The sequence below is a fragment of the Streptococcus sp. Z556 genome (assembly GCF_053010225.1).
Genome location: NZ_JBRKNU010000005.1, coordinates 143,784 through 157,203, shown reverse-complemented (window position 1 = coordinate 157,203; position 13,420 = coordinate 143,784). Strand labels below are relative to the sequence as shown.

Here is a 13,420-nt window from a genome sequence, read left to right as displayed (position 1 = left end):
TCATGCTTTTCAGTTAATACTCTTCGAAAATCTCTTCAAACCACGTCAGCTTCACCTTGCCGTAGGTATATTACTGACTTCGTCAGTTTCATCTACGACCTCAAAGCACTGCTTTGAGCAGCCTGCGGCTAGCTTCCTAGTTTGCTCTTTGATTTTCATTGAGTATAAGCATAGTGACTGGATTCAGAAAAAGGCCTTACCAGATACTTATTGGTTCTGGTAGGGCCTTTTCTTTATTCTTTTAAGTGATAAGAGTAGCTAGCGACAACGACGTCTTGGTGCCAACGAAGGGCGTATTTGAGTTTGAGACTCATCTGATTGTGTAGAATATTTTGCCAAGGTTTATTAGGGATAAACTGGGGTACCAGAACAGTGACTGTATAGTTCTTTTTCTGGGCTTCCTCGGAAATCCGTTTGACATACTTGACAGTAGGGGTGATGATGTCGCGGTAGCTGGTCTCGATGTTTTTTAGAGTAATGGTTGGGAAGTAATCGGCAAATTCTTGGAGAATTTCTTGGTCTTTTTCTGCTGTTTCCTTGGTAGAAATATGCATGGCTAGGACTTCGTCACCGATACTTTGAGCGTAGTTAATGGCTCCGACGCTGACGCGGGTGACATTTCCTACTAGGACGAGAACCAGATTGCCATCGTAGGTGCGTTTTTCGATTCCTTCATAGAGTCGCAGTTGTTGGGCTACTTTTTGGTAATGACTGTGAATTGCCAAGAAGAGTAGGGTGAGTACGAGAATAATCGGGAAGAAAGGCCAGATATCACTGAGACGGAAAAAGAGCAGGATTAGTACAATCGCGTAGCAAATGATAGCTCCAAGGATATTGGCAAGGGCAGGTTTTAAGAAATTTGCCCCTTTTTCTTTTTTCCAATGGCGAATCATCCCAGTCTGAGAAAGGGCAAAGGGAACGAAGACCCCGATAGTATAAAGGGGAATCAAACGTTCGGTATTGCCATTAAAAATGAGAAGAAGGATCATAGCCCCAAAGGCCAAAGTTAGGATACCGTTGGAGTAGCCGAGACGATCCCCCTTTTCCATAAAGAGATGGGGCATGTACTTGTTTTTAGCCATATTGTAAGCTAGCATAGGGAAGGCTGAAAAGCCAGTATTTGCAGCTACGGCTAAAATCAAGGCTGTGGAGAATTGGAAGATATAATAGCCAAGGTGACCTAAGAAGGAATTACCAAGGATGCCTTGAGCCATCTGTGAAAGAATAGTTTCTCCGTGTTGAGGCATAATCCCCATCCAGTAGTTTAGGAAGGTAATGCCTGCAAAAAGAAAACCTAAAATCAGTGACATAATGGTCAAGGTTTGAGCGGCATTCTTTTCTTTTGGAGCCTTGAAAAAGGGAACGGCATTTGAAATAGCTTCAACCCCAGTGAGAGAGGCTGATCCGCTGGTAAAAGCTCTTAGAATGAGAACGATAGACAGGCTCGGAACAGCATGCCCAATAGGTGAAGTTGCCTGATAGCTGAGAGCACCTGTCACTAGTTGAAAGATTCCATAGAGCAAGAGAAAGACAGTGCTGATGATAAAGAGATAGACAGGAATCATTAGTGAGCTGGCAGCTTCTTTCAATCCTCTTAAATTCAAGAGCATGAGCAGGCAGACTAGGAAAATAGAGATATGAAGATTATAAGGATGGAGGGCAGGTATGGCTGCTGTAATAGCATCAGCTCCAGAAGCGACGGATACGGCTACGGTCAGCATATAGTCAACAAGGAGGCTACCACCAGCAATCAAGCCTAGTTCGGGAGAGAGGTTTTCCCGAGTGACCATATAAGCCCCTCCACCTTGAGGATAGGCGTGTATGATTTGACGATAGGAAATGGTCAAACTAGCGAGGAGTAAGAGGACAAAAATACCGATAGGGAGGCTCCACCAAATAGCGAGAGGAGAGAGGCTAACTAAAACGAGAATAACTTGTTCAGGTCCATAGGCAATGGAAGATAGAGCGTCGCTTGACAACATGGCCAAGGCCTGCATTTTTCCCAGCAGACCTCCCTCGCCTTCTGTTAAGGACTTAAGAGGACGACCGATAAAAGTCTGTTTTAATTTTGTAAACATGGTATTTTCCTTTTCTGAAAATTTCAATAAGTGCTATTATACTGCTTTGGGAAAATAGCGTCAAGAGAGGACGATGGATTTTAGAATATTTTGTACAGATGAGGAGAGAGGTCAGTTTTTTTGCTATAATAGTAGATAGAAAACGAGGTTAGAAGTGATGATTTTTGATACACACACACATTTAAATGTAGAGGAATTTGCAGGACGTGAGGCAGAAGAAATCTCCTTGGCTGCTGAGATGGATGTGACACAGATGAATATTGTTGGTTTTGACAAGCCAACCATTGAACGTGCCCTAGAGTTGGCAGATGAGTATGAGCAACTCTACGCGACTATTGGCTGGCATCCGACTGAAGCAGGTGCATATACTGACGAGGTCGAGGCTTACTTGCTTGAAAAGCTTAAGCATCCCAAGGTTGTTGCTTTGGGTGAGATTGGTCTGGACTACCATTGGATGACCGCACCTAAGGAAGTGCAGGGGCAGGTTTTTCGTCGTCAGATTCAGTTGTCTAAGGACTTGGATTTGCCTTTTGTGGTCCATACCCGGGATGCGCTGGAAGATACCTATGAGATTATTAAAAGTGAGGGCGTTGGTCCTCGTGGTGGGATTATGCACTCATTTTCAGGGACGCTTGAGTGGGCAGAGAAGTTTGTCGCGCTTGGCATGACTATTTCCTTCTCAGGAGTGGTGACTTTTAAGAAGGCAACTGTCATCCAAGAAGCAGCTAAAGAGTTACCTTTGGACAAGATTTTGGTGGAAACAGATGCGCCTTACTTAGCACCTGTACCCAAGCGGGGTCGTGAAAATAAAACAGCCTACACTCGCTATGTAGTGGACTTTATCGCCGACTTGCGTGGTATGACGACAGAAGAGCTAGCGGCGGTAACAACTGCAAATGCAGAACGAATTTTTGGATTGGACAGCAAGTAATGAAAGAGAAAATTTCCCAAGTCATCGTTGTTGAAGGTCGTGATGATACGGCCAATCTCAAACGTTACTTCGATGTAGAAACCTATGAGACCCGAGGTTCTGCCATCAATGACTATGATCTAGAGCGGATTCAGCGCTTGCACCAACGTCATGGAGTCATTGTCTTTACAGACCCAGATTTTAATGGGGAGCGGATTCGCCGCATGATTATGACGGCCATTCCAACAGTTCAGCATGCCTTCCTCAAACGAGATGAAGCTGTTCCCAAGTCTAAGACCAAGGGGGGTTCTCTGGGGATTGAGCATGCTAGCTATGAAGACCTGAAAACGGCTCTAGCTCAGGTTACAGAACAATTTGAACATGAGAGTCAGTTTGACATCAGTCGTAGCGACTTGATTCGCCTTGGTTTTCTAGCGGGAGCAGACAGCCGTAAGCGCAGAGAATATCTAGGAGAGGCTCTCCGAATCGGCTATTCCAACGGCAAGCAACTTCTCAAGCGCTTAGAACTATTTGGAGTAACCTTGGCAGAAGTGGAAGAAGCTATGAAATCTTATAAGAATAGTTAAGCAGCCACCAAATGTAAGGGGAATGTGTTACAATAGAAGTAAGTAGATTTATATCAGTGGCTTCACTTTGATAATATTTAAATAGAAGTTTACAAGGAAATAGCGAAATGAAAATACGAGTTGATAGAGATTCTGTCTGTATGGGTGATGATGTATTATCTCATGAGGTAGAATTTGAAATTCCAGAAGACATGACGGTGAAAGACTTTTTTGATTTTCTAGAAATGGAGCGTTATCTACCTTCTGTCCAAGGGAATAATGTTGCTTGGGAACTTCGTAATCGAAACGGAGAACACGGAGCTTATTTTACCAAAACACGAGAAATCATTCATCCAGATGCACTCCTAAAAGAGATGGTGGAAGGATTTGATGGCCCCCCCTTATTTGTTTTGCTCTATTATACTCCAGAAGCTTACTATATTAGAAAAGAGAATAAATGAGAATTGCAGATTATAGCGTGACCAAGGCAGTGCTGGAGCGTCACGGTTTTACCTTTAAAAAGTCCTTCGGGCAAAATTTCTTGACGGATACCAATATCCTACAAAAAATCGTGGATACGGCTGAGATTGATGACCAGGTTAATGTCATCGAAATCGGGCCAGGGATTGGTGCCTTGACGGAATTTTTGGCTGAGCGTGCAGCTCAAGTTATGGCCTTTGAGATCGACCACCGTTTGGTACCGATTTTGGCAGATACCTTGCGTGATTTTGACAATGTGACCGTAGTCAACGAGGACATTCTCAAAGTCGATTTGGCGCAACATATCCAGAATTTTAAAAATCCTGACCTGCCCATTAAGGTGGTAGCCAACTTGCCTTACTACATTACGACGCCTATTCTCATGCACTTGATCGAGAGTGGCATTCCTTTTAGTGAGTTTGTGGTCATGATGCAAAAAGAGGTGGCGGATCGTATCTCTGCTCAACCAAATACCAAGGCTTACGGGAGCTTGTCGATTGCGGTTCAGTATTACATGACAGCCAAGGTGACCTTTATCGTACCTCGGACGGTCTTTGTGCCAGCGCCAAACGTGGACTCGGCTATCCTGAAAATGGTGCGCCGTCCAGAGCCGGCTGTAGCAGTGGAAGACGAGAATTTCTTCTTTAAGGTTTCCAAGGCTAGTTTCACTCATCGTCGCAAGACCTTATGGAACAATTTAACAGGCTACTTTGGCAAGACCGAAGAAGTCAAAGATAAGTTGACCAAGGCTTTAGATCAGGCGGGCTTGTCACCAAGTGTACGTGGAGAAGCTCTCAGCTTGTCAGAATTTGCTAGCTTAGCAGATGCGCTTAAAGGACAAGGATTCTAAGATGCAGGGACAAATCATTAAAGCCTTGGCGGGCTTCTACTATGTGGAGAGTGAGGGTCAAGTTTACCAGACGCGTGCGCGCGGAAATTTCCGTAAAAAAGGTCATACACCCTATGTTGGGGACTGGGTAGACTTTTCTGCCGAGGAAAACTCAGAAGGCTATATTCTCAAGATTCATGAACGGAAAAACAGTCTGGTCCGTCCGCCTATTGTCAATATTGACCAAGCTGTGGTGATCATGTCGGCTAAGGAGCCGGATTTTAATAGCAATTTGCTGGATCGCTTCTTGGTTCTCTTGGAACACAAGGGCATCCATCCTGTTGTCTATATTTCTAAAATGGATTTGCTAGAAGATAGGGGAGAGCTGGATTTTTACCAGCAGACTTACGGTGCCATTGGCTATGACTTTGTGACCAGTAAGGAAGAACTCCTGCCCTTGTTAACAGGTAAGACTACAGTCTTTATGGGGCAGACAGGCGTTGGAAAATCAACCCTTCTCAATAAAATCGCACCGGACCTCAATCTTGAAACAGGAGAAATTTCAGACAGTCTAGGTCGTGGTCGCCATACCACTCGTGCTGTTAGTTTTTACAATCTCAATGGTGGTAAAATCGCAGATACTCCAGGCTTTTCATCACTGGATTATGAAGTGACAACGGCTGAAGACCTCAATCAGGCCTTCCCAGAAATTGCCTCTGTTAGCCGAGATTGCAAGTTCCGTACTTGTACTCATACTCATGAGCCTTCCTGTGCGGTTAAGCCAGCAGTAGAAGAGGGTATCATTGCCAGTTTCCGTTTTGACAACTACCTGCAATTCCTCAGTGAGATTGAAAATCGAAGAGAAACCTATAAAAAAGTCAGCAAAAAAATTCCAAAATAAGGAGAAACCTATGTCTCAATACAAGATTGCTCCGTCAATTCTGGCAGCAGATTATGCCAACTTTGAACGTGAAATCAAACGCCTAGAAGCAACTGGGGCAGAGTATGCCCATATCGATATCATGGATGGTCATTTTGTGCCACAAATCAGTTTTGGTGCAGGTGTGGTCGAAGCTCTTCGTCCTCATAGCAAGATGGTCTTTGACTGCCACTTGATGGTCGCTAATCCAGAGCATCATCTAGAAGATTTTGCGCGTGCAGGAGCGGATATCATCAGTATTCATGTGGAAGCAACGCCTCATATCCATGGAGCCCTCCAAAAAATTCGTTCGCTTGGTGTTAAACCTTCGGTTGTTATCAATCCCGGGACACCTGTTGAAGCCATTAAGCACGTGCTTCATCTAGTTGATCAAGTCTTGGTGATGACGGTTAACCCTGGCTTCGGCGGGCAAGCCTTTCTACCTGAAACCATGGATAAGATTCGTGAGTTGGTTGCCCATCGTGAGGAAAAAGGTTTGAACTTTGAAATTGAGGTCGATGGCGGTATTGATGACCAGACCATTTCTCAGGCTAAAAAAGCTGGTGCGACCGTTTTTGTAGCAGGATCCTATGTCTTTAAGGGAGATGTCAATGAACGAGTGCAAACTCTCAGAAAACAATTGGACTAGGGTTGCCGTTTTTGCAGGCGGAGCTCGCGGTCATTATCGGACGGATTTTGATTGCTTTGTCGGTGTGGATCGAGGCTCACTCTGGGTCTTGGAAGAAGATCTGCCTCTCGTTCTAGCAGTTGGGGATTTTGATTCGGTAACTGCAGACGAACGTCAGTTGATTCAAAAACGAGCCCTGCGCTTTGTACAAGCTCAGCCAGAAAAGGATGACACAGATTTGGAATTGGCTCTCTTAACCGTCTTTGAGCAAAATCCTCAGGCTCAGGTTACTATTTTCGGTGCTTTGGGTGGCCGTATTGACCATATGTTGGCCAATGTCTTTCTACCTAGCAATCCCAAGTTAGCACCCTACATGAGCCAGATAGCGATTGAGGATGGGCAAAACTTGCTTATCTATTGTCCAGAAGGAACCAGTCAGCTTCAACCGCGTTCAGACTATGACTATCTAGCTTTTATGCCAGTTCGGGATAGCCAGTTGACCATTATCGGAGCCAAGTACGAATTGACAGAGGAGAATTTTTTCTTTAAAAAAGTGTACGCTTCTAACGAATATATAGATAGGGAAGTTTCGGTGACTTGCCCAGATGGCTATGTCGTCGTGCTGCATAGCAAAGACAGGAGGTAGGATGGAGACTGTATTACTACTATTATTAATTGCCAATCTAGCTGGGCTCTTTCTCATTTGGCAGAAGCAGGATAAGCAAGACAAATATCTAGTCAAGAGTTTGGAAGACCAGGCAGACAATCTTTCAGATCAATTAGATTACCGCTTTGAACAAGCCAGGCAAGCCAGCCAGCTAGATCAAAAAGACTTGGAAGTGGCTGTCAGCGACCGCTTGCAGGAAGTACGAATGGAATTGCATCAAGGCTTGACTCAAGTCCGTCAAGAAATGACAGATAATCTCCTCCAAACCAGAGACAAGACCGACCAACGTCTCCAAGCCTTGCAGGAATCAAATGAGCAACGCCTAGAACAAATGCGCCAAACGGTCGAGGAAAAGCTAGAAAAGACCTTGCAGACACGTCTGCAAGCATCCTTCGAGACAGTTTCCAAACAGCTGGAATCTGTCAATCGCGGCCTTGGAGAAATGCAGACGGTTGCCCGTGATGTCGGTGCCCTCAACAAGGTTCTCTCTGGAACCAAGACGCGAGGGATTCTGGGCGAATTGCAACTAGGGCAAATCATTGAAGACATCATGACTCCTGCCCAGTACGAACGAGAATATGCAACTGTTGAAAACTCTAGCGAGCGAGTAGAGTACGCTATCAAGTTGCCTGGACAGGGTGACCAGGAATATGTCTACCTGCCAATTGACTCCAAGTTTCCACTGGCGGATTACTACCGTCTAGAAGAAGCCTATGAAGCAGGTGATAAGGACGAAATTGAACGCTGTCGCAAATCTCTCTTGGCAAGCGTTAAGCGTTTCGCAAAGGATATCAAGAGCAAGTATCTATCTCCTCCTAGGACGACCAATTTTGGAGTCTTGTTTGTTCCGACAGAAGGTCTTTATTCAGAAATCGTCCGCAATCCGGTCTTCTTTGATGATTTGAGACGGGAAGAGCAGATTATTGTTGCTGGTCCAAGTACCCTATCAGCCCTGCTCAACTCCCTATCGGTTGGCTTCAAAACTCTCAATATCCAAAAGAGTGCCGACCATATCAGTAAGACCCTAGCTAGTGTCAAGACCGAGTTTGGTAAGTTCGGAGGCATTCTGGTCAAGGCACAAAAGCATCTTCAACATGCCTCTGGCAATATTGATGAATTATTAAACCGTCGCACCACAGCTATTGAGCGGACGCTCCGTCACATTGAGTTATCAGAAGGTGAGCCTGCGCTTGATCTACTCCATTTCCAAGAAGATGAGGAAGAATATGAAGATTAGTCACATGAAAAAAGATGAGCTGTTTGAAGGCTTTTACCTGATCAAATCAGCTGACCTGAGACAGACACGAGCTGGGAAAAACTACCTAGCCTTTACCTTCCAAGACGATAGTGGCGAGATTGAAGGAAAACTCTGGGATGCTCAGCCTCATAACGTTGAGGCCTTTACCGCAGGGAAAGTGGTCCACATGCAGGGGCGCAGAGAAGTTTACAACAATACTCCTCAAGTCAATCAGATTACTCTCCGCCTGCCTCAGCCTGGCGAACCCAACGATCCAGCTGATTTCAAGGTCAAGTCACCAGTCGATATCAAGGAAATCCGTGACTACATGTCGCAAATGATTTTCAAAATTGAAAATCCTGTCTGGCAACGTATCGTTCGCAGTCTCTACACCAAGTATGATAAGGAATTCTACTCCTATCCAGCTGCAAAGACCAACCACCATGCCTTTGAAACGGGTTTGGCTTTTCACACGGCAACCATGGTGCGCTTGGCAGATGCCATTAGCGATATCTATCCTCAGCTCAATAAGAGCTTGCTCTATGCCGGGATTATGTTGCACGACTTGGCCAAGGTTCTAGAACTCAGCGGTCCTGATCAGACGGAGTACACAGTGCGAGGCAATCTTATCGGCCATATCTCCCTCATTGATAGTGAAATCACTAAGGCAGTCATGGAGCTTGGCATCGATGACACTCGAGAAGAAGTGGTGTTACTACGCCATGTCATCCTCAGTCACCATGGATTACTCGAGTATGGTAGTCCTGTTCGTCCTCGTGTGATGGAAGCTGAAATCATTCATATGATCGATAATCTCGATGCCAGCATGATGATGATGACAACAGCTCTTGCTTTGGTGGATAAAGGAGAAATGACCAACAAAATCTTCGCCATGGACAATCGTTCCTTCTATAAACCAGATTTAGATTAATAAATTAAGAAAAACGAGCATTTTTTACACAATAATGTTCGTTTTTTTATGTGAATGTGGTATAATGGATAAAATATCAAAATTAAATGGAATGGTAAATAAAAATGAAATTAAGAAGAAGTGATCGAATGGTTGTCATTTCCAACTATTTGATTAATAATCCATACAAACTAACCAGTCTCAATACCTTTGCGGAAAAGTACGAATCAGCTAAATCATCTATCTCAGAGGACATCGTGATTATCAAGCGTGCTTTTGAAGAAATCGAAATCGGCCATATCCAGACAGTGACTGGAGCAGGTGGTGGCGTTATCTTTACACCATCCATCTCTAGCCATGAAGCTAAAGAAATGATCGCAGACTTGCGTGATAAGCTTTCAGAAAGCGACCGTATCTTGCCAGGTGGCTACATCTACCTATCTGATTTGCTCAGTACACCTGCCATTTTGAAAAATATTGGTCGTATCATTGCCAAGAGTTTTATGGACCAAAAAATCGATGCGGTTATGACAGTAGCGACTAAGGGTGTTCCGCTTGCAAATGCAGTTGCCAATGTCCTCAACGTTCCTTTTGTTATCGTGCGTCGTGATTTGAAAATTACTGAAGGTTCAACAGTCAGCGTCAACTATGTATCAGGATCAAGTGGCGACCGCATTGAGAAAATGTTCCTTTCAAAACGCAGTCTCAAGGCAGGCAGTCGTGTCTTGATCGTGGATGACTTCTTGAAAGGTGGCGGAACTGTCAACGGGATGATTAGTCTCTTGCGTGAGTTTGATTCAGAGTTGGCTGGTGTCGCAGTCTTTGCAGACAATGCCCAAGAAGAACGTGAAAAGCAGTTTGATTACAAGTCACTCTTGAAAGTAACCAATATTGATGTCAAGAACCAATCCATCGATGTCGAGATTGGCAATATCTTTGACGAAGACAAATAAGAGATAGCACTAAAGGTTGGAACGATTGTCCCAGCCTTTCTTTGCAAACAGAATAGAAGGATGCTTATGAAAACACCATTTATCAGCCGAGAAGATTTGGAAACGATTGTTGCAGAGTTCCCGACTCCCTTTCACTTATATGACGAGAAGGGAATTCGCGAAAAAGCAAGAGCGGTCAACAAAGCTTTTTCCTGGAACGAGGGCTTTAAGGAATATTTTGCAGTCAAGGCCACCCCAACACCAGCCATCTTGAAAATCCTCAAAGAGGAAGGCTGTGGTGTGGACTGTTCTAGTTATGTAGAGCTCTTGATGAGCCATAAACTGGATTTTCCCGGTTCTGAGATCATGTTCTCTTCAAACAATACCCCAGACCAAGAGTACGCTTATGCCCATGAATTAGGTGCGACCATTAACTTGGATGCCTTTGAAGACATTGAACATCTGGAGCGAGCTGTAGGCATTCCCAAAACTATCTCTTGTCGTTACAATCCAGGAGGAGTCTTTGAATTAGGAACAGACATCATGGACAATCCTGGGGAGGCCAAGTTTGGCATGACCAAGGATCAACTCTTTGAAGCCTTTGCTGTTTTGAAGGAAAAAGGAGTTAAGACTTTTGGGATTCATTCCTTCCTAGCATCCAATACCGTGACCCATCTCTACTATCCAGAGTTAGCCCGCCAGCTCTTTGAATTAGCTGTGGAAATCAAAGAAAAATTGGACATTTCACTGGACTTTATTAACCTTTCTGGCGGAATCGGTGTCAACTATCGCCCAGAACAGGAGCCAAATGATATTGCGATGATTGGTGAGGGGGTGCGTAAGGTTTATGAGGAAGTCCTTACGCCAGCAGGTCTTGGTCAGGTTAAGATTTTTACCGAATTGGGACGTTTTATGCTGGCACCCCACGGAGTTCTCGTCACAAAAGTCACTCATAAGAAAAAAACTTACCGTACCTATCTAGGTGTGGATGCCTCAGCAGTCAACCTCATGCGCCCAGCCATGTATGGAGCTTACCACCATGTCACCAATCTGACCCATCCAGATGGACCAGTTGAGGTGGTAGATGTGGTCGGTTCACTCTGCGAAAACAATGATAAATTTGCAGTGAATCGCGAATTATCTCATACAGAAATCGGTGATTTGCTGGTGATTCATGATACAGGTGCACATGGATTCTCCATGGGTTATCAGTACAATGCCAAACTACGCTCGGCAGAAATCCTCTATACTGAAGAAGGCAAAGCCCGCCAAATCCGCCGTGCAGAGCGCCCTGAGGACTATTTCGCAACCTTGTATGGTTTTGATTTTGAACCAGATCATTAAAAGAAGTTGAAAATGAAAGTGAAAAACAGATTGCTTTCTAAAAAATAGACAAAAAACCTTGTTTTTCACCTTACTCGTGATATAATAAAACTATAAAACGGTTTCAAGGAAGGTGACGATATGTCTGAAGAAACAATTGACTATGGACAAGTGACAGGAATGGTGCATTCGACAGAGAGTTTTGGGGCGGTAGATGGCCCTGGGATTCGTTTCATTGTCTTTTTGCAGGGTTGTCACATGCGTTGCCAGTACTGTCATAACCCCGACACATGGGCTATGGAGACCAATAAATCACGCGAACGGACAGTAGACGATGTCTTGACAGAAGCCCTTCGCTACCGTGGTTTCTGGGGAGACAAGGGAGGAATCACTGTTAGTGGAGGAGAAGCCCTCTTACAGATTGATTTCCTAATTGCACTCTTTACCAAGGCCAAGGAAAAAGGAATCCACTGTACCTTGGACACCTGTGCCCTTCCATTCCGTAACAAGCCACGTTATCTCGAAAAGTTTAATAAACTCATGGCGGTGACAGACTTGGTTCTTCTGGATATCAAGGAAATCAACGAAGAACAGCATAAGATTGTAACCAGCCAAACCAATAAAAACATCTTGGCCTGTGCCCAGTACCTATCAGATATTGGGAAGCCTGTTTGGATTCGCCACGTGCTGGTTCCAGGTTTGACGGACAGAGATGAGGACTTGATCGAACTCGGTAAGTTTGTCAAGACCCTCAAAAACGTTGACAAGTTTGAAATCTTGCCTTATCACACGATGGGTGAGTTCAAGTGGCGTGAACTTGGAATTCCTTATTCGCTCGAAGGGGTCAAACCTCCAACAGCAGACCGTGTCAAGAATGCCAAGGAATTGATGGATACAGAAAGCTACCAAGACTACATGAAACGTGTTCATGGATAAAAAAGAAGCCTGATGGCGACATCGGGCTTTTGTGATGCAAAAAGACTTAGCCTCTCAGCTAAGCCTTTTTCTTATTTTCTAGAATGTTGTTTTCCAGAATTGCGTTTTTTATGTTTCTTGTTAGTCATGATCGCAGTTGCTTGGTTTGGAGTGACATCTTTGCGTCCGCCTCCAGTTGAAAATGAGCTTGCTTTTGGTGGATTTTTGGCAAATTCTTCACGAACTTTTTTGCGAAGTTTTGGACGAACAACATAGTTAACGATGAACTGTTGGAGAATCATCATGAAACCACCGACAACCCAGTAAAGCGTCACACTGGCTGGTGAGAAGAAGGAGAAGACGACAATCATAAGTGGGCTCATGTAAATCATTTTCTTGAGCTGTTCTCTTTGCATCTCATCTTCTACGCCATGAAGTGAGAGGAGTGATTGGAGGTAGTAGAGGACACCAGCAAAGGCTACGAGGATCATACTTGGTGAACCAAGATCGATACCCAAGAAGGTAGAGCTAGCTACCCCTTCAGTGAGCTGGGCTGCAAAGTAGATAGCAGAGAAGAATGGCATTTGAATGAGGATAGGGAAGCAACCTACACCACCTAACATGCTAATACCGTGTTCTTTCTGAGCAGCAAAGAGAGCTTGTTGAGCCTCAAGTTTTTCTTCCTGAGTTGTTGCTTCTTTAAGACGTGTTTGATGTGGTTCAAGCACGTGTTTGAGGGCGTTCATCTTTTCTGAGTGAAGTGTTGCTTTCCATGATTGGTAGATACCGAGTGGCAGGATAATCAAACGTACGATAATGGTTACGATGATGATAGCGACCCCGAAGCCTAGTCCTTTATCAGTAGCGAAGTACTTGATAGCTTCTCCCATCGGAGCACCCAAGAAATCCCAAACGGGACCAACTGGCTTACCTGTTGCTTTGTCTACTTGGACACAGCCTGTCAAGACGAGTAGCATAGCCACTCCCATAGCAGAGAGGGCAAAACGTTTAATAGATTTCAATGTT

The 13,420-nt window shown here is 44.5% G+C and carries 14 protein-coding genes; 12 read left to right on the top strand and 2 right to left on the bottom strand.

What is annotated here, in order from left to right:
• Positions 1-233: 233 nt before the first annotated feature.
• The gene (locus ACVC7S_RS07315) at positions 234-2,078 is read right to left on the bottom strand and encodes an APC family permease (protein ID WP_447266688.1); all 1,845 of its coding nucleotides are present in this window, start codon (positions 2,076-2,078) and stop codon (positions 234-236) included.
• A gap of 157 nt (positions 2,079-2,235) precedes the next feature.
• On the opposite strand from ACVC7S_RS07315, the gene ACVC7S_RS07310 reads away from it, so the two are divergent.
• The 12 genes from ACVC7S_RS07310 (at position 2,236) to pflA (ending at position 12,415) form a co-directional block, all read left to right on the top strand.
• Entirely contained in the window at positions 2,236-3,009 is a 774-nt protein-coding gene (locus ACVC7S_RS07310; RefSeq protein ID WP_447266687.1) for a TatD family hydrolase, read from the top strand.
• The gene (rnmV, locus tag ACVC7S_RS07305) at positions 3,009-3,575 is read left to right on the top strand and encodes a ribonuclease M5 (protein ID WP_447266686.1); all 567 of its coding nucleotides are present in this window, start codon (positions 3,009-3,011) and stop codon (positions 3,573-3,575) included. Before ACVC7S_RS07310 ends, rnmV begins: the two co-directional genes overlap by 1 nt.
• Positions 3,576-3,682: 107 nt before the next feature.
• The gene (locus ACVC7S_RS07300) at positions 3,683-4,015 is read left to right on the top strand and encodes a hypothetical protein (RefSeq protein WP_447266685.1); all 333 of its coding nucleotides are present in this window, start codon (positions 3,683-3,685) and stop codon (positions 4,013-4,015) included.
• Positions 4,012-4,884: a 16S rRNA (adenine(1518)-N(6)/adenine(1519)-N(6))-dimethyltransferase RsmA gene (gene rsmA / locus ACVC7S_RS07295; protein WP_447266684.1), complete on the top strand. Its 873-nt coding sequence runs from the start codon at positions 4,012-4,014 to the stop codon at positions 4,882-4,884. The genes ACVC7S_RS07300 and rsmA overlap by 4 nt, the downstream gene beginning before the upstream one ends.
• A 1-nt stretch (position 4,885) precedes the next feature.
• Positions 4,886-5,764: a ribosome small subunit-dependent GTPase A gene (gene rsgA / locus ACVC7S_RS07290; RefSeq protein WP_447266683.1), complete on the top strand. Its 879-nt coding sequence runs from the start codon at positions 4,886-4,888 to the stop codon at positions 5,762-5,764.
• A 10-nt stretch (positions 5,765-5,774) separates the two neighbouring features.
• Entirely contained in the window at positions 5,775-6,431 is a 657-nt protein-coding gene (gene rpe, locus ACVC7S_RS07285; RefSeq protein WP_447266682.1) for a ribulose-phosphate 3-epimerase, read from the top strand.
• Positions 6,394-7,056 carry a thiamine diphosphokinase gene (locus ACVC7S_RS07280; RefSeq protein ID WP_447266681.1) on the top strand — a complete coding sequence of 221 codons (663 nt, stop codon included), beginning with the start codon at positions 6,394-6,396 and terminating at the stop codon, positions 7,054-7,056. The genes rpe and ACVC7S_RS07280 overlap by 38 nt, the downstream gene beginning before the upstream one ends.
• 1 nt (position 7,057) lies before the next feature.
• The gene (gene rmuC, locus ACVC7S_RS07275; RefSeq protein WP_447266680.1) at positions 7,058-8,314 is read left to right on the top strand and encodes a DNA recombination protein RmuC; all 1,257 of its coding nucleotides are present in this window, start codon (positions 7,058-7,060) and stop codon (positions 8,312-8,314) included.
• Positions 8,304-9,245, top strand: coding sequence for a 3'-5' exoribonuclease YhaM family protein (locus ACVC7S_RS07270; protein ID WP_447266679.1), 942 nt, complete (start codon positions 8,304-8,306; stop codon positions 9,243-9,245). The genes rmuC and ACVC7S_RS07270 overlap by 11 nt, the downstream gene beginning before the upstream one ends.
• 104 nt (positions 9,246-9,349) lie before the next feature.
• The gene (gene purR, locus ACVC7S_RS07265) at positions 9,350-10,177 is read left to right on the top strand and encodes a pur operon repressor (protein ID WP_002874197.1); all 828 of its coding nucleotides are present in this window, start codon (positions 9,350-9,352) and stop codon (positions 10,175-10,177) included.
• A gap of 66 nt (positions 10,178-10,243) precedes the next feature.
• Positions 10,244-11,500 carry a diaminopimelate decarboxylase gene (locus tag ACVC7S_RS07260; RefSeq protein WP_447266678.1) on the top strand — a complete coding sequence of 419 codons (1,257 nt, stop codon included), beginning with the start codon at positions 10,244-10,246 and terminating at the stop codon, positions 11,498-11,500.
• Positions 11,501-11,620: 120 nt separating this feature from the next.
• The gene (gene pflA, locus ACVC7S_RS07255; RefSeq protein ID WP_001288281.1) at positions 11,621-12,415 is read left to right on the top strand and encodes a pyruvate formate-lyase-activating protein; all 795 of its coding nucleotides are present in this window, start codon (positions 11,621-11,623) and stop codon (positions 12,413-12,415) included.
• 71 nt (positions 12,416-12,486) lie between these two features.
• Here pflA and yidC read toward each other — a convergent pair whose 3' ends face one another.
• Positions 12,487-13,416, bottom strand: a complete 930-nt coding sequence (gene yidC, locus ACVC7S_RS07250) for a membrane protein insertase YidC (protein WP_447266708.1) — start codon at positions 13,414-13,416, stop codon at positions 12,487-12,489.
• Between the last annotated feature and the right edge of the window lie 4 nt (positions 13,417-13,420).